A 24,378-nucleotide genomic window follows, 5' to 3' on the forward strand; every position below is an offset into this window, starting at 1 on the left:
GGTTGGCAAACATGCAGTATTTCGATTTAATCCCGTTCTGTTTATGAATGAAAGCACTTAATCACGAGGCTCAAAATGACCAATTCACCTATTCAAATTGTTTGTCAAAGTTGCAGTACCAAGAATCGCGTACCGAAAGACAAGCTGGGCAATAAGCCTCTTTGTGGCAAGTGTAAGAATCCTGTGCTTTCTACCAGCCCTGTCAAAGGCAATGATCAAAATTTCAGACGTTACATCACAGACAATGATCTGCCTGTGATTGTCGATTTTTGGGCATCATGGTGTGGACCGTGTCAGCAATTCGCACCTATTTTCGAACAAGTGGCGAGTGAGATGTCGACCAAAGCTTGTTTCTTGAAGCTAGATACTGAGCAGAACCAAACGACAGCGGGTGGTTATAATATTCGTTCCATTCCGACTCTGATGATATTTCACCATGGCAAAGAAGTGGCTCGTTTATCCGGTGCGCTACCGAAAGCACAATTCAAACAGTGGTTAGAGCAAAATTTGCCTGCTATCTAATATATGTTTGATATTGGTTAGGTATTAAACGCTGGTATCAAAGTGCATTTCTACAAACTTTTCGTATAACGCTTCTTCGGTTTCACGTCTGTCAGGGTCGGGTTTAACACAGTCGATCGGGCAGACGGCGACGCAGGTGGGTTGGTCGTAGTGACCAACACATTCTGTGCATTTATCTGGATCGATGACATAAATCTTCGCGCCCATGGTGATGGCTTCGTTCGGACATTCTGGTTCGCACATGTCGCAGTTTATGCATCGATCGTTGATTAATAATGCCATGCTGTAACCTTTACGCGGTTACGCTTGCATGAGGTTGGCGGGTGGTTTGTCCTTCCGCTAGATTTCTTAATAAGATACCCATAGACGCCTCTATACCTTGAGGACAAGGAATAGAAACCACATGACCACTGCCTTTGGCGACGTCGATAGGGTGACCTTGTTTGTCGTTTAGTTCGCTTAATTGAAAGGTGACATTGCCTTTGGGTGTCATTAGTTCCAAGGAGTCGCCAACACTGAAGCGATTTTTCACTTCGATGGTGAGTGAATCGGCGTTGGTTGCTATGACTTCGCCGACAAACTGCTGTTGCTCACTAATGGAGTTACCCGTTTCATAGTTCTGCAAATCCACATGACGGTGACGTTGTAAAAAGCCATCGGTGTAACCTCGGTTGGCAAGGTTTTCCAAGCTGCTAATGAGGCCTTTATCGAAGCTTTTGCCAGCGACAGCGTCGTTAATGGCTTGGCGGTATATTTGTGCAGTTCTGGCGCAATAGTAAAACGACTTGGTACGGCCTTCGATTTTTAATGAATGCACGCCCATTTTGACCAGACGTTCTACGTGTTGAATGGCGCGTAAGTCTTTTGAGTTCATTATGTAGGTGCCATGCTCGTCTTCAAACGCTGGCATGTATTCGTCTGGACGACCGCGTTCCTGCAGTAAAAAGAGCTGATCACTTGGCTCTTGAATTTGTACGGCAGACGCTTGAGCTTGCAATGAAGCGCCACTGCTGGCGATGATCTGGCCAACGTCATCTTGTGTCGCTTCGTGGGCATTGTATTCCCAGCGACACGCATTGGTGCAAGCACCTTGGTTTGGGTCGCGTTTGTTCATGTAGCCCGATAGCAGGCAGCGACCAGAGTAGGCCATACACAACGCGCCATGAACAAAGACTTCCAACTCCATATCTGGGACTTTTAAGCGAATTTCTTCAATTTCATCTAGCGATAGTTCACGCGATAAAATAACGCGAGAAATGCCTTGTTGTTGCCAGAATTTGACTGTTGCCCAGTTGACTGCATTGGCTTGTACCGAGAGGTGAATCTGTTGGTCTGGAAATGCTTCTCGCACCATCATGATAAGGCCTGGATCAGACATGATGAGCGCGTCTGGTTTGAGGTCAATAACCGGTGCTAAGTCTTGCAAGTAGGTTTTTAATTTTGCATTGTGAGGTGCAATATTGCTGACCACGTAGAGTTTTTTGCCCAGCTCGTGTGCTTCATTTATGCCAATGCCCAGCTTTTCTAAATCAAATTCGTTATTGCGCACTCTTAGAGAGTAGCGTGGCTGGCCTGCGTAAACGGCATCGGCTCCGTAGGCGAATGCATAACGAAGGTTTTTTAACGAACCTGCTGGAGATAATAGCTCTGGTCTAAATACTTCAGGCTTAAAGCTTTCTTGCTGTGACATTTTTTCTTGAGACATAAGGCTCACCGATCGATCAAAACGCGCGGAGTTTACCTGTGTGTTAATTGAACTCAAGTGATGATGGCGGGATTGGTGGCTTAAATAAGGTCTGTTTGATCTAGGTCAAATTTCATCAATTACAGAGAAAAGTTAAAGGTGCCAGATTCCCTTAATAAGCTAAAGGAATCTGACCCTGTTATTGCGTCTTTACTCAGTTAAAAGTCGTACGCGGCTGAGATGTAAACACGACGACGTTCACCGACGAATGATCCTATGTTTTTGGTAAAGCCACTAACAGCATATTCTTTGTCGAATAAGTTTTTGATGTTTAGCTGGAACTTCCAATCTTCATATCGAGTTTGCCAAGACATATCATAAACCGTATAGGGTTTAACTGTTTGATCATCTCGGTTCTTTTGTTGGCTAACGTAATCTGCGCCAAAAGCAATAGAGGAATCTATGCTCGGGAAGTCGTAGCGACTCCAAAGGCCAAGTTGATGATAAGGTGTGTTAGCAAAATATACGCCATCTGCAGCATCGGTTACTTTCACATCGTTGTAGGCATAACTGACATTAGCTACCCAGCGAGGTGTGATATCAGCCAGTGCATCAACTTCAAAACCTTGACTGCGGATTTTACCGATAGAAATATACTTACTTGTATCATCCGTATCCTTTTGAAGGATGTTTTTACGGTCGATATGGTAAACAGCTAGGTTGATATTAAGTTTGTTATTGAAGAAGTAGCTACGGACACCTGCCTCTAGCTGTTGGCTTTCTTCGGGATCAAAAAACTCTCCGTTTTTTGAGTTAGCTTGTTTCTCTGCTTCTTGTGGTACGAAACCTGTCGAGAATGAGGTGTAAGGCTTCCAGTTGTCATTGATTTTATAGGTTGCACCGATTCGGCTGGAGTAACCTGTGTCGTCATACTCTTGCTTAGCGGAACTGGAAGTGTGGTCTTGGTATTGTTCTTCAAAACGGTCAATACGAGCGCCAGCTAGTAAGTCTAGCTGATTTGTGATTTTCCATTGGTCTTGAATATATAAGCCAATTTGGTCTGTAGTGGTGGTTTCATCAGTTTTTAAGTGCATGGTGTAGCTATTGACGTCATCTTGGCCGTAGATAGGGTCAGTTAGGCTAAGATTGGAAACGCCATCAGCTTTATTTGCGTAACTGTAGAGAAAGCTATTTTTCTGATGAAAATAATCGCTTCCGACTAACACTGTATGATCACCTAGCTCGGCGATTAAATTGCCAGTAAATGTAATGCCTTTGCGAGTACGGACTTGATCTCGGTATTGTCGTTGTGTTGAGTCTATGGTGCCATCGCTATTGCTATCTAGCAGTTTGTTTATTTCATGATATTTCTGAGTCTCTGTGTTTTCGAAGTAGCGAACTGAGAAATTGCTGTCTAGCCATGAGTTTATGCTGTGGTCTAAACGCGTTTGAAAGACTTGCGCGTCTAGCTCTTGGAAATCGGATTTTTCGTTATTATTCCAAGACGTGTCAGCCAAGAAGTTACCATCATCATCGGTTGGAATGCCGCGTAAGCGGGCACCGGAGATGTATTGATGAATGTCTGTGTATTGAACGGTGAGGGTATTGTTTTCATCGATGTCCCAAGCGTAACCAAGATCGATAATTCGGTTTTCTTCTTCGACATTATTACGATAGGAATCTTGACCGTCGGAGTAAATACCAACACGGTAGCGTTGCGATGCGTCTTCATTGGCTGGGCCAGAGGATTCGATGCTACCGCTTAAAAAGTCTTTATTGCCCGCGCTGACTTTGAGCGTGTTTTTCTGCTCATACGTCGGTTTTTTGGTGACATAGTTAATGACACCGCCAGGTTCGCCAGCACCATAGACGGCACCAGATGGGCCTTTAAGGACTTGTATTTGTTCGATGGTAAACAGTTGCGGAATAGAGAAGTCACCGAATGGATCACCTTTTAGGCCGTCATATAGTACTTCGTCTTGGCTAAAGCCTCTTAGCGTCACCGTTGAAACGTTATTTTGCGACATACCCGAAATAGATCGATATAGATCGGTGATCTGTCGTGCAGCTTGGTCTTCAATCAAAGCCTCAGTAACCACTTGAACAGACTGTGGTGTTTTATCAATGGGAGTTGATGTTCGAGTGGCAAGTGCAGCTTCATCTTCTTTGTAATAAGACAGAGCACGGCCTTGTACCTGAAGTGTTTGAAGTTCTATGTTGGATCCATCCTTAATTTTGTTATTTCCATCATTGAGATAACTGTCTTGTGTGATGTTGTTTGCAGCATTTTCGGCAAAAATCACAGTAGAAAAAACAAGCGCACCACAGGCTTGCATCATCATTAAGGTGGTTCTTAACGTCATAGGAAAACCAAGTTGAATTGAATGAGTTGCGTATAATAGTGTTTATGATATTCATTTTCAAATAGGAGTTGATTTACAAAAGATTCAAAATGCAGAGTTAATCGCTATTAACGTTAATACTATATTAGGGAGAGAGATAAGGTAGAAGGTGAATTATTAAAAAACAGAGGGAAGGCAGAGCGGCTTTGCATACAAAAGCCGCTCGGCTTGAAGACTAGGCTTTTTCAGCAGCGAGTTTTGACGCTTTAATGTAGCCTTGTATGGTGTCTTTTAGTTGAAGGCGTTGTTTCTTTAACTTTTCTTCTTCAATCGTAGTAGCCGGGATAATTTCCTGCTCCATTTTTTCCACTTCTTTTGTTAAGTGGTTATATTCATCATAGAGCTTTTTAAAATGTGCATCATCCATTTTTAGCTGGTGGATGTCTTCTTTATATTCAGGAAATTCATTTACTAAATTATGGTCTTCAATCGGCATAATTGCCTCCTATACTTGCTAGCTTTCGTTTAAGACTAACCTAGTTAGGTTAGTCTTCTCTTGATGTTGGTCAGGCTTTGTTCACTCTTTAAAAAATTAACTAATAAAGAATGTAACCAATTACTTTGCTACATAGGGATTTCAAACGCTGCTTATACAGTTATGGCCAGTTTATTTCAGTTTTCAATGGAGAGTGTTAAGTCTAGATGACGTTGCACTATATCGTGGGTTTCTTTGCGTCTTTTTGACATTAAAAAGCCGCGATAGAGGTTTCTATCGCGGCTAACTTGGTAAATTTTATTGGTATTAAAGAGCTTCTAAAGATAGGTGACTTAAAAATTCAGTTCTATCCTTGGTTTGCTGCTTTTTGATAGATCCACTTCGGGTGAGCAAAGAAAAACTCGTGAAGACGAAATACCTTCTTTCACCAAATAGTCTTTCAAATGATCGGCACGTTTTTGTGCTAGATTGTTTGCGGTTTCCTTCGTGTCGTTATCGATAGATACAGGTGGTTTTTCAAGGCCCAGATCGAGATAACTCGCAACGCCGCAGGCTTTTAGCTGGCTGTCTTTTTTGTCTTTCATTAAGGCAACAAGTTGCTTTAAAAAGGCATCTTGCGAATCGTTTAATTCGTCATCTTCAGCTTCAAAAATTAAAGGTTCAACACGGATCTTGAGTAGTTGATCACCGGCGAATTGGGCAATGCTAATAACATTGGCGTATGGTACAAAAGTTTGCATCAAGTAGGTGCTTGATGCGCTAAATAGCGCTTTACGCACAGGTAAGAGCAAGAAGTCCTGCCAGCCGAATTCAGGTTTTTCAATATCGCCCGATAGAGGAATATCTAAATCAATATTGTTGTCGCTGTCTTTTAAAACGCTCACGGCGATATTAAGCGGAACAGCACCAGCCTTGATAACGGAGCTGCTTTCTTTGCGTCCGCCAAGGTCGAATTCTCTTAATACAATATGGGAGTTGCCACTCAACACTCCGCTATCTGCGTTGAGTTTTAAGTCTAGATCCAGTTGTCCAGAGTCTATTTGGTAGCCTAAAACATTAGCAATATAAGAGGAATAGGGTGGCAATTCGGCTTCACGAATAACCAAGTCACTTTTTAAGGTGAGTTTATCAGCCAGAGGCCAAATAGTTATGTCACTCTGTAGAGTGGCGTATTTACCATTGCGCGCTTTTAGCGCCAATACTGTGGCTTGGTCTTTTTTCTGCGTATTTAGATTGCGCAATGATAGAGTGTCGATGTCTAAAGAACGTTGCAATGTAGGAGAAATACTCTTGTCTTGCACATAAATACTGGACGCTCCAGTTGTATCGTAGGCATCCAAAATAACGTAATAAGGTGCTTTAAATGCAGGATTTTGTTCTGCATCCTGAGTGTTGCTAACGGCATTTTTAGCGTCTTTTTCTCTTGGAACGTTTGGATTCTTTAGTACAGGCTCAGGCGTATTTTGCTGTTCAACATCGACAAAAACGAGGTTTTGTATACGCTTTTGAGCATCCAATATTAGGCTTACTTTGGCTGAATCCGTAGTGATCTGTTTGATTTTAGCGCCATCTTGAGTAGCTTCAATTTTTTCTACTTTGATACTGCCGATATGGCTTAACGGTGGAAGTGTTTGTTTGTTACCTGCATCCGCAACCAATTCGGAAACCGTTAAATCCATGACGCTTAATTGGGCTAATGAGGCGTCAAAGTCTTTATCTTGCTGAGTAAACGAAAGGCCACTAATGTCGGCATTCTTCCAAGAGGCAATGCGCTTTTTATTCGTCAACATGCTGTCCAGTGATTCACTGGTAAAGTTGAGGTTAGTGCCTTTTATTGCTGGAGACTGTTGATTAGTTTGCTTTACATCTAATTGGTCTGCAGTCAGTTTGGCGGCACCTAATGAGAATTGTTTCTCGTCACTTTGTGTCCCTTTCAAGCCTTTAATATCGATAGACAATTGGCTATTTTGAGCTGAAAGTGTGTCGCCATTTTTTTGCAGAGAAAGCGTATTTGATAAATTGAACGTGGCGTAGTCGGCCGTATTTCCGGCTTGTTGTACGGATAGATCATGACTTTGTATTTCCGCAAGTAAAGAGGCGGTAAGAGCTTGATCGTTATCCATAGTAAGAGCGATATCGTTTAATGCAATGTGCAGTTGCTGGTTTTGTACAGCAAGGCTTTCTGATGATAGGGAAAGCTCATTCATGTCCAGTATTGTTGAGGCAGCATTTGCGGTCAGCCCCGACTGTTTATCCTGTTTGACATCGAAAGGCGTGTTAAACGTCAGATTATCAAATTGTACGTTTTGCTCAGCTTGAGCAAAGCTGGATTTTCCTAACTGTAAATCAAGGTTTCCGCTGGCAGCTAATCCAAGCTCATTCTGCTTAATATCAAATGGGGTGTTTAGGGTAAGCATATCAAGCTGGGCTTTTTGCTCTGCCTGAGTAAAGAGCGGCTGCTCTAACTGCACATCTAGTTTTCCACTTGCTGCTAATCCCTGTTTATCACGTTTAACATCGAACGGCGTGTTTAGGGTTAGCTTATCAAACTGTGCGGCTATATCCGCCTGTGCAAAGAATGACTGCGTAGACTGCAGGTTAATAGTTCCAGTCGCGGCCAATTGGTCAGCGGAAACAAAGCGGGCATTGGCTTTTGATATCGATAGTGACGTAGATTTGGTGGAAACTTTGTCTTGTTCGCCTAATGGTAAATTTAGGTTATCAACTTGAGTGTTTAAAGTTAGGTTTTTAACATCAAAAACAGGTGCGCCATTCACTTGCTGTTGTGAAAATTGAAAGCTTCCAGCGAGATCCAATTGGCCTTTACCTTCGTTGTAAGGTGAAGGTAAAAAGTGGCGAAAGCTCTCTATCAGCAAACGCGTATTTTTAATGTCGACGTCTGCGCTGGCTTGTAATGGTGAATAATCAAACTGGCTTTCTAAGGACAGCGTGGTTTCATTGACTAGAGCAGATAAAGCAACCTCGCCTTGCCATGTAAGTTCTTGGCCGGATAGATCTTTTATAGATAGATTAGTTAAGACGAATTTATCTAATTCGGCAGGGACGTTTAAGTCTGGTTGACGAGACAGGTTAACTTGGCTGTCAGTGAATGAAAATGAAGGCAGTTTTATTGTCCAAGGCGCACTTGGGTTTTCTGCGGTTTCTTCTGTTGCTTCTGGTTCTTGTTGATCTTCAGGTGTGATGAATTGAGAAGTATTAATACCTGCAATAATCCAGTCTTTCTCGTGCTGGGCAACTACTAAGTTTAAACCTTCAATTTTGGCTTCTGAGATATGAACTGTTTTAGTTAAAAGCGGCCATATTTCGACTTCAAAAATAGCGCGTTTAAGAGTGAGAGTATCTTGGTTTTTGTCATTGATGACGATATTTTTCAAATCAACTTTAGGGGGGAAGAAGTCAATAGACAGCTTGCCAACGGTAACATTTTCGTCTTGCTTTTGAAAATAAGCTATCAAATAGTGCTCTGCTATAAATGGAGCAGCTAGCCACATTGCGCTAGTGAGACCAGTCAGAGCCGCAAATGGATAAAAGACAAAGTGTCGAAAATGTCGGCGTGTCATCATAAAGTGCCTTTCTGCTTTCTCAATAGTAAATAAGTGAATATGGATTAGCTAGTTCTGTCTTTGTCTTCGGTGCTTTTTAATGCTTTTTCTGTTTCTGTTTCTGTTTCTGTTTCTGTTTCTGTTGTGTTTTCTGTGATTAGTGGGCTTTCAGAACGAATAGGCATGCGTAATAAATAGGTGCTTACACAGAGCCCTATGGTGATTAATCCTATGGTTGCCCATAAGCGAGAAACAATAAAGATCGAAATCGCCATACCTGCCCACATAAAAATGATGGCGCGGTTTCTTGCTTTACGAGGAATGCCATTTGAGGATTGCCAGTCGCGTACAATCGGGCCAAAGAATTTGTGTTCCATGAGCCAAGTATGGAATCGTACAGAGGAGCGAGAAAAACACCAAGCAGCGAGTAATACCAGCGGCGTAGTAGGAAGCAAGGGGAGAAAAATACCAATAATGCCAGTGATCAGAGAGAACCACCCCAGCATCAGATATAAGATTCGCTTTCCTTGCATAGTAATGTCCGCTTAATAGGTAAAAAAAGAAAAGTGGGCTTTAATAACTCAAGCCCATTCTCATTATGACGTTATTTTCCTGAATGGAAAATAGCCGCCATACTATCTTCGGCTTCATTTTCAACCAAAGGCCAGCCGCCTAAACGTTTTAAACGGTTAACCATTTCACAAAATAGTTCTGCAGTTTTTTCAGTATCATATTTCGCAGAATGTGCTTCTGAGTTACTAAACGGAATAGAAGCCGCTTCACACGCTTTCGCTAATACGGTTTGCCCAAACACTAATCCAGCGAGACTTGCAGTATCGAAGCTAGAAAATGGGTGAAATGGGTTACGTTTAATGTCGGCTCGTTCAATCGCGGCATTCAAAAAACCGTGGTCAAAAGCTGCATTATGACCAACTAGAATGGCGCGTTTACAGCCGACAGACTTCAGTTCTTTTCGAACTTTACTAAACATTTGATTGAGAGCTTCAGTTTCTGGCATGTCTTGTCTGCCAGGAGCAAAAGGGTCAATGCCAGTAAAGTCCAGCGCCGCTTTTTCAAGGTTTGCACCCTCAAATGGCTTGATCAAAAAGTCCAATGTTTCGTGGATATATAAGTCGCCATTTTCATCCATTCGCAGGATGCTGGCCGCCATTTCTAATAAAGCATCTGTTTTTTGATTAAAGCCTGCGGTTTCTACGTCGATAACAACAGGTAGGAAGCCGCGGAATCTATCTTTGATTTCATGGTTTGACAAAAGAAGGTCCTTAATTCTGCCGCTTGATCAACAGTAACGGTATACAATAGGATCGGATCATAACACATTTGATAATGCTTGAACGAGATGTCTAAATGGGAATTCCCCAACAACTTCTAATTCGTACCACATTTTTATTGGCTATTGGCATGGTATGTACGCAGGCCAATGCCATAACTCATTACCAATCTGGTATTTCGGATTCTGAGTGGCTACTTTCGGGCGATATTTTTTCGTGCAGTTTAACGCACCCCGTGCCGAATTACGGTGAAGGCCACTTTATAAAAGAAGCTGGCGAACCTATGAAATTCATTTTGCAGCCGCAGAACGAAAAACTCGGCCCAGGTCAGGTTTATATTATTTCTCAAGCACCAGATTGGTCGCCAGGTTTAAAGCCAGAAACCTTAGAAATTTTACCTTACCCTGGTTACGGTTTAACGGTTGAAGTAGGTGGACGAGTCGCTGAACGGATGCTAACAAGTTTGGATCGTGGGCGTCATCCTGTTGTCGCAGGAACCGCTTGGGAAAATAATCGTGAAACGATAGAAGTGGGTTTGTCGAATATTAACTTTGCGCCTGCTTACAATGAGTTTAGACGCTGCTTGTCTAGTCTGTTGCCAGTAAATTATGACCAGATTGCCAGAACAGCGGCCTTGTTTCCGACCAATGGCGTGAATCTTACGGATCGAATTAAGGCTCGTCTGGATCTTGTCGCATTGTATGTTTCTTCTGACCCAAGTGTTGAATACATCTACATTGATGGTCACACGGATGTTATAGGTTCTCGCCGAGATAACCGTGAGTTGTCAAAAGTTAGGGCAGAAAAAGTCACCTCTTATCTATTAGAGAAAGGTGTGCCTGCGGGAAAAATTATTTCTCGATATCATGGTGAACGCTATCCTTCCACCACGAATAATACGGCCCAAGGTCGAGAACGTAACCGACGAGTAACGATTCGCTTAGAGAAATCATCTGAGTCGAGTTAATTTATAAATTATTATAGATTTCTGTGATTTGCTAAAAGAGCCTCGTTTTGCCGAATTATATGTGCAAAACGGGGCTTTTTACTTGCTAAGCAAGAATCGAGATCTTACACTTACAGCCCCTTTTTTAAATTTTTTGCGCCGCCATGTTCTGGTTTGAAAGCACTGGTGAGGGAGCGCGAGCTCGTTGAGGAGAATAGAGATAATGTCTGACGTGAAGAAGGTAGTGCTTGCCTATTCTGGCGGCCTGGATACTTCCGTAATCGCGAAGTGGCTTCAAGAAGAGTATAACTGTGAAGTGGTTACCTTTACCGCTGATTTGGGTCAGGGTGAGGAAGTTGAACCAGCTCGTGCTAAAGCTCAAGCGTTGGGTATTAAGGAAATCTACATTGAAGATTTGCGCGAAGAGTTTGTTCGCGACTTCGTTTTCCCAATGTTCCGTGCCAACACTATTTATGAAGGCGAATACCTATTAGGTACGTCTATTGCGCGTCCTCTGATCGCTAAACGTTTGATCGAGATCGCTAATGAAACTGGTGCCGATGCGATTTCTCACGGCGCAACAGGTAAAGGTAACGACCAAGTACGTTTTGAGCTTGGCGCTTACGCATTGAAACCTGGTGTTAAAGTGATTGCTCCTTGGCGTGAATGGGACCTCACGTCTCGTGAAACCCTAATGGCGTACTGTGAAGAGCATAAAATCCCAGTAGATTTTTCTACTAAAAAGAAAAAATCTCCTTACTCTATGGACGCAAACTTACTGCACATTTCTTTTGAAGGTGATCAGTTAGAAGATCCATGGACAGAGCCAGAAGACGACATGTGGCGTTGGTCTGTCTCTCCAGAAAATGCTCCAAACGAACCAACTTACATCGAAATTGGTTACGAAAAAGGCGATCCTATTTCTATCAATGGCGAAGCAATGTCTCCTGCGACTATCTTGGAAACATTAAACAAAGTTGGTGGCGCGAATGGTATTGGTCGTGTTGATATCGTAGAAAACCGTTTTGTTGGTATGAAAGCCCGTGGTTGTTATGAAACACCTGGTGGCACCATCATGATGAAAGCACACCGTGCGATTGAGTCTATTACCCTAGACCGCGAAGCGGCGCATTTGAAAGATGAGATGATGCCTCGTTACGCTAAGTTGATATACAACGGCTTCTGGTGGTCAGAAGAGCGTCGTATGATGCAAGCTTTGATCGACACATCACAAAAATACGTTAGCGGTACAGTTCGTCTGAAATTGTACAAAGGTAACGTAAGTGTTGTTGGTCGTCAGTCTGAAAACAGCTTGTTCGACAGCAAAATTGCTACTTTTGAAGATGATGCTGGCGCTTACGATCAGAAAGATGCAGCAGGCTTTATTAAGCTAAACGCACTACGTATGCGTATTGCCGCTCAGAAAGGTCGTGGTTTTCTAGATAACGACAAGTAACCACTTGTTGATTTAGAAAAATAAGCTTTCAAAAAACGCTCCATTCTTGCAGAATTGGAGCGTTTTTTATTTTTGTACACTTGGTCAGTATTCGCTGGTTAATTGACATAGCATGTCGCTTTGCAGAATGAGCAGTAGAATAAAATGTGCCGATACGATGCACGCTGATCTGAAGGAAGAGAATTATGACAATTTATAACTTTGGTTCGATTAACCTCGACCACCTTTATCAGCTAGATCATTTTGTCCGCCCCGGCGAGACCATGGCTTCTAATAGCTATCAGTGTTTGTTAGGTGGCAAAGGAGCAAACCAATCTGTTGCACTTGCTAAAGCGGGCGCTAACGTAAAGCATGTCGGTGCGATTCATCACAGTGATCAAGCTGTTATTGATCAGTTAGAATCCCTTGGTGTGGATACAGGGCTGATAAAGCGAATTGATGTGCCAACGGGTCATGCGATTATTCAGCTAACCAAAGAAGCGGAAAACTCGATCATTCTATACCAAGGCGCGAACCATGCGCTGACGGAAGAACAAGTTGATCAAGTGCTATCACTGGCAAGCGCTGGTGATTGGGTGTTGCTGCAAAACGAAACGAACCTTATCGAATACATCATGCGTAAAGCGCAAGAGAATAAGGTTAGGGTCGCGTTTAACCCAGCACCAATGGACGCTGAATTGACCAAAAAAGTACTTGGTTTTGTTGACCTATTAATCGTTAACGAAGTTGAAGCCATGGATTTAATTGGCACAACGGACATAGACAGCACCATCGTTGCTTTCCCCAAAGCTTACCCTGAACTTGCTGTATTGATGACGCTTGGCAAAGCAGGTGTGTGCTACTTTACTGGAAAAGAGAGCGATCAAGAGAACAATGATGCAGGTTGTTTGTCAGTAAAGGCATTTTCTGTTGACGCGGTTGATACCACGGCGGCTGGCGATACGTTTATTGGTTTTTGCCTAGCTTCACTAATGAATGGTGAAGACATGACGCAGGCGATCACTCGTGCCTGTGCTGCATCTGCTATTTGCGTTACTCGTTTAGGCGCTGCGTCATCTATACCAACACAAGATGAAGTGACGGCCTTTCTTGCCAAAAACAGTTAGCCAAAAATGTATAGTTAAAAGAGGAAGTGAAACATGGCTCGTAAAATTATTATTGATACAGATCCAGGTATAGACGATGCAATGGCGATCTTCTTCGCCTTTCAAGCACCACAGCTTGATGTATTAGGTCTAACAACAACGTTTGGTAATGTGTCTGTGGATTTGGCAACACAAAATGCCATCACATTGACTGAGATTGCTAAGGTAAATGTACCGGTTGCCAAAGGCGTAGCTGTACCAAGCAAGATTGCACCTCGTCCACATCCTGATTTTGTACACGGCAAAGATGGCTTTGGTAATATTGATTGGCCAGCACCAAAAGGTAAGGCAATCGAGAAAAGCGCAGCGCAGTTTATTGTTGATACTGTGCGTGAATTCCCAGGTGAAGTAACCATTATCGCTCTTGGGCCATTAGGTAACTTGGCAAAAGCTTTAGAGCTTGATCCAGAAGTGGCGAACTTGGTTGATGAAGTTGTGCTGATGGGTGGAACTGCGATTGAATATGGTAACGTATCGCCTGTGGCAGAAGCGAATATCATGAATGACCCACATGCTGCGGATCTTGTTTTTACAGCTGCTTGGCAAGTTACCATGATTGGCCTAGATGTCACTCATCAGGTGTTATTAGACAATTCAGTATTAGAGCGTATTAAGAAAGCCAACCCGACTGAAGGTGGTTTCTTGTATGATTGTGCTCAACATTATATTAATTTCTATAGCAGCCGCTTTGATATGGATGGTTGTTATTTCCATGATGCATCAACTATTGCTTATGTTATGGATCCGAGCATTTTTGGCGTAGAGCTTGGCGCTGTTCGTGTTGCGTGTGAAGGTATCGGCATTGGGCAAACTATTTTTGCACCACAAGGCATGAGCTTCCCTGAACCGCATTGGAACGATGTACCGATGACACAAGTTTGTATGGAAGTGGACAGTAAAAAATTATTAACCTTGTTTGAGACAACATTGTCTTAAAACGTTAGAATGGCACAATCAAACTCGAAGGCATGGTAAGTAACTTCCATGCCTTTTTTATTTATAAAGAGAAAAATATGAAATTATTAGTAAGAAACCTTGCCCGTAACACCACAGAAGACGAATTGAGAAGTTTGTTTGCCGTTCACGGTACTTTGCAATCTTGTACTATCGTGATGGACAAAGAAACAGGTGAATCGAAAGGCTTTGCGTTTGTTGAAATGCCAAAAGTAGGTGAAGCGAAAGTAGCAATCAAAACGCTAAACGGTATGGACGTTGATGGCTCTAAAATTCGCGTTAAAAAAGCAGAAGATACCGCTAAAAAAGATGAAAGCGACGCTGAATAAATAATCGTAAATCTTTATTCATCAGAATGAATAAAGAGAAGAACGACCCGCTTTCCTAGCTTATCTTTATTATGAGCTAGGAATGAGCGTCGGCGAACTCTTTGATAAAGTCCACGTCTTTGCTTGAAATAGTGTGATAGGTAAGTTTTATATAATGCTTATTATGCTCGTTAAAAACATCCAGTTGTGGGTCGCATAATGCTTTTATTGTGGCCGTTTTCCCTTCATGAATTGCCTTTAGTTCTAGCTTCACCATTTTTGATCCTTGCAAACCGTCGGGCGCTTCCACTTCTATCATTTGTGTAGATATGTGTGTGCAATGGATCGGCATAACAACGCCATTGGTTAAATATAGAGAACCTGTCCAAAAACAGCGAACATAAGGCGAATGTGAAATAGACATTGGTTTATCCTTTACTGGGTGAAGATCCAAGGTCATTGATGACTCTTCTAGGACAGCCATTATAGTGCAAGAGTGCTGAGAAGTGATAGCTAGAAAAAATTGATATGAATCAAGATGTTGCTGAGTACTTATTAGCAACATCTTGATTGGAGAGAAGTATTGCGAAGGCAGCAAGTGCCTTTTAGCTTTGTTGCTTAATAGTCTCACCTAGGGCATTAATTAGACTGTCAATTTCGGACTGTTCTGTTGTAAATGGTGGTGCTAATTGAATGGTGTCGGCACCATAACGAACGTAGTAGCCTTTGTCCCACATTGCCATAGCAATTTGGAACGGGCGTTTAGCTGGTTCGCCATCTATTGGAGCAATGGTAATACCCGCCGCAAAACCGTAGTTACGAATGTCAGTGATCATCGAGCTGGCGTCTTTTAGCTGATGAACGCTATTTTCCCATGCTGGACTCATACTGCTAACTCGTTCAATCAAACCTTGTTTCTTGATCTCTGCAAGGGAGGCTAATCCAGCCGCGCAAGCAATTGGGTGAGCTGAATAGGTGTAACCATGAGGGATTTCTAGCATGTATTCCGCACCACCGTTATCCATGAAGGTGTCGTAGATCTCTTGTTTAAAGGCGACAGCGCCCATTGGAATAACACCATTAGTAACCTGTTTTGCCATGGTAATCACGTCAGGCGTCACACCGAAGGCTTCTGCGCCGGTTTTTGCGCCCATACGACCAAAAGCGGTAATAACTTCATCAAAGATCAATAAAATATTGTGCTGATCACAGATTTCTCTCAAACGCTGCAAATAACCTTGTGGTGGAACGATGACACCAGCCGAGCCCGACATAGGTTCAACAATCACCGCAGCAATGTTCGATGCATCATGCATCATGATTAGATTTAGCAGATCATCCGCGCGCTCTTTGCCTTGTTCAGCCATGCCTTTTGAAAATTCGCTACCCGGCACTTGAGTATGAGGTAGGTGGTAGGATTCTAAGCCTTGACCATAAAGCGTACGGTTCGCAGGAATTCCGCCGACGCTAAAGCCTGAAATCCCCGCCCCATGATAACCCTTAGCACGGCCGATAAATTTAGTCTTCGTCCCTATGCCTTTTTTACGCCAATAAGCACGCGCAACTTTTAACGCAGTATCGACAGATTCAGAACCAGAACCTGTGAAGAAAATACGGTTTAATCCAGCAGGCATAAACTCGGTAATTTGCTCGGCTAACAAGAAAGACTTCTCGTGACCGAATTGAAAGGCAGGGGAGTAATCCAGTGTTTTGACTTGCTGAGCCACGGCTTCATTAATCGCAGGAACACTATGACCCAAACCACAAGTCCATAACCCAGACAAACCGTCAAAAATCTTTCTGCCATCACTGTCGGTGTAATATTTTCCTGCGGCCGAGGTGATGATGCGAGGATCTTTTTTAAACTGACGATTGCCCGTGTAGGCCATCCAATGTGCGTCAAGTTGAGCTTGGGTTAAACGGTGACTCATAGCATTCTCCCTCTATAAAGTGAAATATCAATAGACTAAGAATGCCGAGCTAGAAAGGTTTAATAAATGTGATGTTATTTAATTTTAGGTTAGCCTTTAGTTAACTAAGAAAAGTAGGAAAGTTAAGTGGAGGTCTTGTCTTTAAAATCTTCTTATACCTACTAAAATCCATTTTAATTAGTGGGTGAGTGAGTGGGATCCCTTTTATACACTGGATTGTTATGCCTTTAAGCCTTAAATATTCTTTACGAAAATTTCAAGATTTGTAAGTTAAGTCCTTTATCGGCTGAAATCTTTATAAAATCAAGCCCATTATTCTTTACAAAATGTCAGGAAGTTAAAACTGATTCACATGCTTAAATAAGCAGTTCTACTATGAGTCCACAGGCCGCTTTTACATAGCATGTTTTGCTAAGGTTTGCATGTTGAGTGAACTTGTTTTAAGGCCTGCTCTGTCGAACCTGTAGCGCATATAAGCAGAGATATCATCCTCGTGAGAAGAGACAATCAACTGGCAATGCTTGAGTTCGCAACGGAGTAGGTCTGTCAAGGAAGCAATGTTGATTTCATCCAGAGATTGTGACGGGTCATCAATCAGGATGAGAGGTACCTTAGCGTAGACCTTATTAAGTGAAAGAAAGAAGGCAAGACTAAGAGCGGACACCTGGCCAGAACTCATAGACATGACTGCGTCGTGTTCAGATTTTTCGGCAGTCAGAAATCTCAACTGTGTACCCTCTCGGCTCTCGATAAACAGACCGAGGCCGCGCTGGTAGTTTTGGATCAGCCTGCCACTGTAGATGTGGAATATGAATTCGATAGCCGAAATTGTCTGATCGGTATAATTTTGCTCTGTTTTCTTCAGTGTGCTGCGGAGCTTTTCAATTTTACCTTGTGCTTTTTGAGCCGCCAGGATTTCTTTTTCGATAAGCTTAAGATCGGAAATACAGGTTTGGAGCCGAGAGTTTTGAGCCTCGTTTGCTTTAATCGATATGTACTGCTCTTTGTTCTTTAGATCTTCAGCCGTTATTATGTAGAAATCCTGCAGGTCTTTGAAGGCGCTGTTTGTTGTTTCTCGCCAGTCCTCCGGCAGTGCTAAAGCATCAGCTTCAACCTGTTTTTTATTCCTTAGAATCGCTTTGAGCTTTTCAAGTCGCTCATTTACTACATCATCACTTTCCGTAAATGAGTCAGTAAATTGAATATTGTCGTTTTTCAACTTCTCCATTAGCTGGGTTATTGCTGGGAGCCGAAGCTTAATTTTGGTCAGCTCTGCATGAAGATTTGGTTTAAATGTAGGCTTGAGAACCTTCAAGCTGTCTTGGATAGGGATGTCGATGAGCTTCAGCTCAGCGTCCATAGCAGCGATTAGGTTAACTAGGTCCTTACCATCCTTGCTTAGTGATTCAGAGATCTGCTTGGTTCTTTCTTCAATGGCATCCACCATCGATTTGTGATCTTCCCAGTCAGTGCCACAGAGAGGGCACAACTGATCATCTGGATAGGACTTCTTGTGTTCATCAATCAGCTGCCTTTTCAGGTGTTCCAACTCGGCTATAACGTTCGCATTGGCGCTGCTTTTTTCGCTTAGGCTGTTTCGGGATTCAATTTGTAACTCAAACCACTCAAGGCGCCCATCCGCCCAGTTTGGTAGTGATTGGGCTTCTTCGACCTTGATCATCGAGGCTCCGCGCTTGATGGTGGCCGCTGAACGATTCAGTTCATTGATCCCCTTCTTAATGACTTCAAGCCCATCAAGCTTCTCAAGGTCTTTACCGAACTGAGCTAAGCTTCTCAGAGATTCTTCGTTACGTTCGATGTCGGCATCAATTGCCTCGTTGTGAACCCTGGTTTTTATCGTGGCTTTGAGCGGTAAAAGGGCAATAATTTTGCGAACTGATTCCAGGTAGGCAGCATGATCTGATGCTGAGTATGTTGAGAATAGAATCTCCTTGTCCCATATTGGTTGGGCATCAGTCGTTGAGAGTTTTTTGTACTCAATTATCCCAGTCTCTGCCTGCAATGTATCTTTTAGTGTGGCTATCTCTTCTTTAAGTGATAAAGCTTTTGCCGCGTATTCAGGATTGTTGATGTACCTTGTGAGTTTATTGTATATGGTGTTACAGCTTTCGATCTCAGTTTCGATATCGCTGATGTTGAAGAGGTTCCCTAGTTTATCCTTACGTTCGTCTACCCGAGTGTGTAACAGCCTGTTTTGCCCTTGCTCCAGATAGTTAAGGAAGGAAAAGTTCTCCCTGAAATTTTTTCCGAAAATTTCATCAAGGAAGTTGTTGTCGCGCTGATTGATCTCCGTGAAGTCGGACGACTCGAACTCTGGTAACTCGTAAAGTTTGAAGTTTTCGTACTTGTCCGCACGATTGTTTACTGGTTTTTTGAATATCGCGGCTGGGCAATGTCTGGCCAAAGCAAGTTTGCGATCATCGTTAATGAATTCAATTTTAATGCAGAGGTCGTTATCGCCGGAGCGACTGTTCCAGAATAGATTGTCCGCGTAATTTCTCTTGTTACTGGTTAATAATGTATCGAATAGGTTTTGTATTCGATTGATCTGGCCGGTCAGCAGTAGTTCAATTGCGTCGAAGATACTTGTTTTACCATAGCCGTTAGGTCCATCCAGAGTTAGCAAGGACGATTCGCCAAGATCTAAGTAGATATGCTTGAATGCTTTGAAGCTAGAGACTTCAATCTTGGATATTTTCCATTTCATGGTTAATCATTTCCTTGATAATTGCGTCGGCGTTTTTGTTTGTGACTTTCTGGATAGTCGAATACGTATCGTTCAAGTCGGCTTCAGCAACGGCCTCAGTTGCTTGTAACCTCAATGACACAAGATTTCCTTGATGGCTAGGTAGCACTAGGAAAGGAAGTTTGATAAAGGTCTTCGCAGCGAAGCTGTATTGTGTGGCGACAAGGGGGTTTTCTTTGTAATTAAGAAATTCCTTTTTGTCAGCAATAACAGTCTCAAGTTTCTCATAGGTGAAATTGGAGAGAGCGCTTTCTTCCGCAATGCTGTAGTAGAGGACATATTTTTTATAAAAATGCGGGTCTTCCTCAATTGCGAAGATTTCTTCTTCGTGATCCTTGAACTCGGCCAGAACGTCAAGGCGATGAATGCAAATCAGATCGCAATTCTTCTTGAAGCTTGGGTTCCTGAGAAAGTCCTCAGGAGCAAGTTGATTGATTCGGTTATTCAGCTCGGCTGGGTCAGGGAGGTCGTCAAGATTATGTACGACTGCGAATCTGATAGCTGATCCAGATTCACGAACATAAAAGCTTGTGGTGTCCATTTCACATTTACTTACAAAGCCATGGCTAACAAGTGCTTCATCAATAAGCTGTTTTATCATTCAGTCGTCCCTCAGCGTCGTCTTTTGTCATTACGCTAATGCATAGCGACTTGGTGATGTTGCTTTCAAGCTTCTCAGTGGCAGGTTTGTTATTGAAATCATCTGAGTTTGTGAATTTTGTATTAAAGGTGAATGAGTCTTCTGCTTTACTAGCAATTAGATGGTTGTACTCAAAAAGTAGTCTCAGCAGATCCCCGTTGTTTTTCATTTCACGGATCATATCAGACTCACACTCTTCGCTTTCATCTACGTCAAGAGCGGTAGGCACGTAGAATCGATTTTCTCCGTCAAGATAGTGTGGGAGATAGTTATGGTTGAATATGGGCTCTGCTGAAATAGCCTGGATAAGCTTAGTGTATCGCCTGATATCGTTAGTCTGAACGTCTTGAAACCGCTCGGATGGCTTCATCATCTGGCATAAGGTCTTTAATTCGTTGATGTGCGTTTCGCGAATGTGCTCACACAGACCCCTGGCTCTTTCATAAGTGGCGTCACTCATTGTTGGTAGCGCCTGATCCAGTCTTTCTTCTAGGTGAGTTTGGAGCCTGGCCTTTAATTCAACTGCATAGTAGTCCCTATTCTGATAAGGATTTTCGGTCAGCAGGTCATTTAAAATATCTCTGGCCTTAATACGGCCCTCGTATGCGGCTTTATTTTCTGAGAGCCCATCAACTTGATTTAACTTGTGGTTATGTACTGCCGTGGTGCTTATTTTTTCTGACAGTAAACAGTAGTTAAAATTGATAAGGTTATCACTGGCAGTGATGAACTGTTTCTCGCATATTTTTTTTATGAGTTCTTTGGTCTGCCCTTCAATTTCACCCAGCCCGCAATGATAGTAGTCTCCGTAACGGTAGAATTTTACTGTTTCTCCGCTAGCGCCTTTATGATCATCAGTATTGTTTAGCTGGACAGATACGTGAAAGTAACGAGTCGTCCCCTTTATTTTGTCATGTTCGATTAAAGTGGATTGTTCCAATGCTGCGGTGTAGCCACTTCGATATTTACTTATCTTTGCTTTGACTTGATGGGCGGAGTGTAGTTTTTCATTTTTATAAATAGCGAAGTCGTCACTACTGTCTAGCTGAAGTTCGAAATCTAAGTCTCCATCGTGAATAAGCTTAAGCGAGTGATATAGCGCAATTTTCCCTTGATAAACGAAGCCGCTCCACGAGGATACGGCGCTGGCTGGATATTTTTCATCATCTTCTTGACTCACATGAACTCCTTTTACTGTTAGCGAGCAGCCAGTGTTGCGGAATTATATATTATAGTATTTCAAGGTATTTGCGTACGAGAAGTGTTCTTAGATAAACCCTTAATGGAATAGTTGTCAACTGAATAAACTGTCTACAAGATACCACTAGTAAAGATCAAGCAACTATAAATCTTTAATATCTATAGCAATCTCATGTGAGTTTTTACGCTGTTCTACGACTTTTTCTAACTCTAAGTCTTCCAACTTCTCCAGCTCAGTGATTAGTGCTTTCTTGGAAGCATCGTCTAGGCGTGAAATCAAACACGCCAGTTCAGCACTTAGGTCGTCTTCACACAAAAAGTAGTTCAGCGGGACATTGAGTTCTTGAGCAATTTTTCTCAAAGTCTCGACATCAGGAACATGTCGTCCCTTTTCATAGTGGTTCATACGGCCGCTGGCAGAGCTTTCGTCCATACCGATTTTTATCCCAAGCTCTTTCTGGGATATGCCGATTTTATTGCGAGCTTGTTTAAGCCGCAGTGGTATTGGGTTATCTGACAAAATAGTTTCATCTTTAAAGTCTCATGTACTTAGATTGTCTAAGTTTTACTTATTTCTGTATACTTAGCAATCCTAAGTATTTAGTTTTTGAGACACAAACATGACATCCAAACCATTTTCTTTGAATAAACAGTTCAAAGAACTCTTGCAACGCGTGGAAGGAACCAGCATCAGACGAAAAGAACTCATTCAATTAGCATCAAGCACAACAGAGCTAGATATAGTCCAATCCACTAGACTAGTAGCAAGAAACGTTAGCAGACTGACATCTAAAGGCCTCATAAGCGCTAGTGGAGAGCGAAACGCTCGAACCTACCATCTTGCTTCTGAATTAATCCTAATGCTAAACAGCAGTCCTTGTGGCTCGTCAGACGAAGAAATCATAGATACAAGTCAAAGCTCAAATGAGGTGTATCTTCTAGATGAAGAAAAAAAAGCCAATGCTGAATTAAAACTACTGTTGGGAGAGATTGATGCTTATCAGGAATATTTAGGGCTATTCCCGCATAAGCGACCAGCTATTTTGAAATTGCTAGATGAGTCTAGAGAAAAAGCGACAAGGTTCTACGGTCGATTAAACGCCATTAAAAAAATTATTCAAGCGACTCAACCTGAGGGGAATATGTAATGCTTAGGGCATGGCAAGAACAGTGCCTCTCTCAGGCAGTAACATCTTATAAGAAGCAATCGCAGTTCCTGGTATTAGCTTCCCCTGGTGCGGGTAAAACCTTGCTTGCAGCGCATATAGCAAAAGCTCTTATCAACAGTGGCGATATCGACTATGTAGTATGCTTTTCCCCTTCTCGAATCGTTTCACAGAGCATTGAAGAAACATTTGAGAAAACATTGAAGCGAAAGTTTAATGGCAGACTTGGGGCAATCGGAGCATCACGAACTTATCATTCTCTTAGCAATGCAGCTGAGCTAATCAATGATCTTGCTGCTACTAGAGTCTTGGTCATTTTTGATGAAATACACCATTGCGCCGGTAATGGTGATTCTCCAGCAAATGCATGGGGATTACAGCTTCTCTCCACGATACAGCATTTAGCGACTTATACGTTGTCACTTACTGGCACACCCTGGCGTACTGATACGCTACCAATTTCATTCGCTAAATACTCAGATCCGGAAGGTAACATTATCTGTGACTACTCGTATGATCTTGTTGATGCAATAAAAGACAAGGTCTGTCGGATACCTCAAATTACCGCAATTGATATTGAAAAGGTAACAGTAAAAGGATTAGGTAAATTTGAAACCTACACCAGCTTGCAGTCATTGCTAAGCGAAAGTGAAGTAAGCTATCAAACTGTGATCAGACATCCTGAAGTCATCAAGCACTTACTTTCATTAAGCGTTCATCGGCTGAATATTCTTAGAAAGAGCTCACCTAATGCGGGCGGCTTAATAGTCGCATCTTCATACGAACATGCTTTACAGATTCAATCGATTCTATTGGACCACCTCAATAGAGAGTCTACTTTAGTATCTTGTAGGCATGATGACTCACCAGAACTCATCAACCATTTTCGTAAAGACAACAGCGAATGGATAATCAGTATTGCCATGATCAGCGAAGGGACAGACATACCAAGGCTGCAAGTTTGCTGTAGTCTTACCGATGTCACCACTGAACTTTACTTCCGGCAGATCCTTGGGCGCATCATACGAATGACTAAAGATCAGTCACCTGTAGCCAATATGTACATGTTGGCAGAACCAAATTTAGTAGAGTTCGCAGAGCGACTGAATAAAGCAATTCCAGGCACTTACAACTACCAAAAAACAGAAGAATTGCTTAATAGTATAGCCACTCCAAACTCAAGAAATGGTGGTAGTCGAAACTCATACAGAGACGACGTTTTGCAACCCGAGACTGATCTTGGTGAATTTATCTTGAGTAACGATCATGATCTATTGAAACAGACATGCTTGAATGAACTGACAATGTCTTCATTCAGATCGAAAATCATTTCTTACTATTTATAGGAGTTCGCCACTCTTGAAATCCCGCCTCATTTTTGGTGGAAAACTGGAAATCCGTTCTCTTACAAAAATTCACTTGGTCATTCTCGCTGCTTAAAACTATACTGTATATCCATACAGTGTTTTGGTGTTGATCATGCGTGTGACTTATCTTGGTGTGTCTGAGTCGGCGGCGTTTATCGCGGCCAATAGTGTGCGAATCCCTTTGTATGTGGATTCGGTATCGGCGGGTTTTCCTTCGCCCGCTCAGGACTTTGTTGAAAAATCCTTGGACTTAAATGAGTTCTGTGTGGCTCACCCGAACGCGACGTTTTATGTGCGCGCTCAGGGTGATTCGATGATCGATGTGGGTATTTATTCGGGTGATGTGTTGGTAGTAGATCGTTCGTTAACCGCACGTCATGGGGATATCGTCATTGCCTGCATTCATGGGGAAATGACGGTGAAGACGTTGGAGCTGAAACCCAATGTGTTGCTTCGTCCGAAGAATAAAGCCTACAAAGCCATTCATATTACTGAAGAGTCTGAGCTGGAAATCTTCGGCGTGGTGACGGGCGTGGTTCGTAAGTACGAGCGCGGTTGATGAAGACGGTTTTTGCCTTAGTCGATTGCAATAACTTTTA

Annotated in this window: 22 protein-coding genes; 9 read left to right on the top strand and 13 right to left on the bottom strand. The window is 42.5% G+C overall.

Annotated features, from left to right (window positions below; translation table 11 throughout):
* Positions 1–75: 75 nt before the first annotated feature.
* Positions 76–522 (top strand): thioredoxin TrxC, encoded by a 447-nt coding sequence (gene trxC / locus TY87_RS13485; protein WP_100187468.1) that lies wholly within the window; start codon positions 76–78, stop codon positions 520–522.
* Positions 523–546: 24 nt separating this feature from the next.
* Here the strand turns inward: trxC and TY87_RS13490 are convergent, their stop codons facing one another.
* The 7 genes from TY87_RS13490 to rnt form a co-directional block, all read right to left on the bottom strand.
* On the bottom strand, positions 547–804 hold the full coding sequence (locus TY87_RS13490) for a YfhL family 4Fe-4S dicluster ferredoxin (RefSeq protein WP_072837848.1): 258 nt from the start codon (positions 802–804) through the stop codon (positions 547–549).
* A gap of 10 nt (positions 805–814) precedes the next feature.
* On the bottom strand, positions 815–2,227 hold the full coding sequence (gene trhP, locus TY87_RS13495) for a prephenate-dependent tRNA uridine(34) hydroxylase TrhP (protein WP_100187469.1): 1,413 nt from the start codon (positions 2,225–2,227) through the stop codon (positions 815–817).
* A gap of 197 nt (positions 2,228–2,424) precedes the next feature.
* On the bottom strand, positions 2,425–4,569 hold the full coding sequence (locus TY87_RS13500; RefSeq protein ID WP_100187470.1) for a TonB-dependent siderophore receptor: 2,145 nt from the start codon (positions 4,567–4,569) through the stop codon (positions 2,425–2,427).
* 214 nt (positions 4,570–4,783) lie between these two features.
* Positions 4,784–5,044, bottom strand: coding sequence for an HP1242/YdcH family protein (locus tag TY87_RS13505; RefSeq protein WP_072837849.1), 261 nt, complete (start codon positions 5,042–5,044; stop codon positions 4,784–4,786).
* A gap of 332 nt (positions 5,045–5,376) precedes the next feature.
* Positions 5,377–8,628 carry a DUF748 domain-containing protein gene (locus TY87_RS13510; RefSeq protein ID WP_100187471.1) on the bottom strand — a complete coding sequence of 1,084 codons (3,252 nt, stop codon included), beginning with the start codon at positions 8,626–8,628 and terminating at the stop codon, positions 5,377–5,379.
* Positions 8,629–8,672: 44 nt separating this feature from the next.
* Positions 8,673–9,140, bottom strand: a complete 468-nt coding sequence (locus TY87_RS13515; RefSeq protein WP_100187472.1) for a YbaN family protein — start codon at positions 9,138–9,140, stop codon at positions 8,673–8,675.
* Between the two features lie 71 nt (positions 9,141–9,211).
* Positions 9,212–9,880, bottom strand: a complete 669-nt coding sequence (gene rnt / locus TY87_RS13520; protein WP_072837852.1) for a ribonuclease T — start codon at positions 9,878–9,880, stop codon at positions 9,212–9,214.
* A gap of 95 nt (positions 9,881–9,975) precedes the next feature.
* Here rnt and TY87_RS13525 point away from each other — a divergent pair, with 95 nt between their 5' ends.
* The 5 genes from TY87_RS13525 (at position 9,976) to TY87_RS13545 (ending at position 14,729) form a co-directional block, all read left to right on the top strand.
* Positions 9,976–10,866, top strand: coding sequence for a flagellar protein MotY (locus TY87_RS13525; RefSeq protein ID WP_100187473.1), 891 nt, complete (start codon positions 9,976–9,978; stop codon positions 10,864–10,866).
* Positions 10,867–11,068: 202 nt separating this feature from the next.
* Positions 11,069–12,301 carry an argininosuccinate synthase gene (locus TY87_RS13530; RefSeq protein ID WP_072837854.1) on the top strand — a complete coding sequence of 411 codons (1,233 nt, stop codon included), beginning with the start codon at positions 11,069–11,071 and terminating at the stop codon, positions 12,299–12,301.
* A 185-nt stretch (positions 12,302–12,486) separates the two neighbouring features.
* Entirely contained in the window at positions 12,487–13,407 is a 921-nt protein-coding gene (locus TY87_RS13535) for a ribokinase (RefSeq protein WP_100187474.1), read from the top strand.
* Between the two features lie 33 nt (positions 13,408–13,440).
* The gene (locus tag TY87_RS13540) at positions 13,441–14,382 is read left to right on the top strand and encodes a nucleoside hydrolase (protein WP_072837856.1); all 942 of its coding nucleotides are present in this window, start codon (positions 13,441–13,443) and stop codon (positions 14,380–14,382) included.
* Between the two features lie 77 nt (positions 14,383–14,459).
* Complete coding sequence (locus TY87_RS13545) at positions 14,460–14,729, top strand: RNA recognition motif domain-containing protein (RefSeq protein WP_072837857.1); 270 nt, start codon at positions 14,460–14,462, stop codon at positions 14,727–14,729.
* Between the two features lie 76 nt (positions 14,730–14,805).
* Here the strand turns inward: TY87_RS13545 and TY87_RS13550 are convergent, their stop codons facing one another.
* From TY87_RS13550 to TY87_RS13575, 6 genes are all read right to left on the bottom strand, one after another.
* Entirely contained in the window at positions 14,806–15,132 is a 327-nt protein-coding gene (locus TY87_RS13550) for a hypothetical protein (protein WP_072838066.1), read from the bottom strand.
* A gap of 181 nt (positions 15,133–15,313) precedes the next feature.
* Positions 15,314–16,639, bottom strand: coding sequence for an omega-aminotransferase AptA (locus TY87_RS13555; protein WP_100187475.1), 1,326 nt, complete (start codon positions 16,637–16,639; stop codon positions 15,314–15,316).
* A 394-nt stretch (positions 16,640–17,033) separates the two neighbouring features.
* Positions 17,034–19,367: an AAA family ATPase gene (locus TY87_RS13560; protein WP_100187476.1), complete on the bottom strand. Its 2,334-nt coding sequence runs from the start codon at positions 19,365–19,367 to the stop codon at positions 17,034–17,036.
* Complete coding sequence (locus tag TY87_RS13565) at positions 19,342–20,007, bottom strand: ABC-three component system middle component 1 (RefSeq protein ID WP_100187477.1); 666 nt, start codon at positions 20,005–20,007, stop codon at positions 19,342–19,344. Before TY87_RS13565 ends, TY87_RS13560 begins: the two co-directional genes overlap by 26 nt.
* A complete protein-coding gene (locus TY87_RS13570; protein WP_100187478.1) occupies positions 19,988–21,226 on the bottom strand; it encodes an ABC-three component system protein in 1,239 nt (412 codons plus the stop codon). The genes TY87_RS13565 and TY87_RS13570 overlap by 20 nt, the downstream gene beginning before the upstream one ends.
* A 162-nt stretch (positions 21,227–21,388) precedes the next feature.
* Positions 21,389–21,766 (bottom strand): helix-turn-helix domain-containing protein, encoded by a 378-nt coding sequence (locus TY87_RS13575; RefSeq protein WP_232617140.1) that lies wholly within the window; start codon positions 21,764–21,766, stop codon positions 21,389–21,391.
* A gap of 100 nt (positions 21,767–21,866) precedes the next feature.
* Here TY87_RS13575 and TY87_RS13580 point away from each other — a divergent pair, with 100 nt between their 5' ends.
* The 3 genes from TY87_RS13580 (at position 21,867) to umuD (ending at position 24,338) form a co-directional block, all read left to right on the top strand.
* A complete protein-coding gene (locus TY87_RS13580) occupies positions 21,867–22,394 on the top strand; it encodes a hypothetical protein (protein ID WP_100187480.1) in 528 nt (175 codons plus the stop codon).
* Entirely contained in the window at positions 22,394–23,758 is a 1,365-nt protein-coding gene (locus tag TY87_RS13585) for a DEAD/DEAH box helicase (protein WP_100187481.1), read from the top strand. Before TY87_RS13580 ends, TY87_RS13585 begins: the two co-directional genes overlap by 1 nt.
* Before the next feature lie 133 nt (positions 23,759–23,891).
* Positions 23,892–24,338 (top strand): translesion error-prone DNA polymerase V autoproteolytic subunit, encoded by a 447-nt coding sequence (umuD, locus tag TY87_RS13590; protein ID WP_012069683.1) that lies wholly within the window; start codon positions 23,892–23,894, stop codon positions 24,336–24,338.
* Positions 24,339–24,378 lie beyond the last annotated feature (40 nt).

This window comes from Marinomonas sp. BSi20584, assembly GCF_002792415.1.
Lineage (GTDB): Bacteria > Pseudomonadota > Gammaproteobacteria > Pseudomonadales > Marinomonadaceae > Marinomonas > Marinomonas polaris.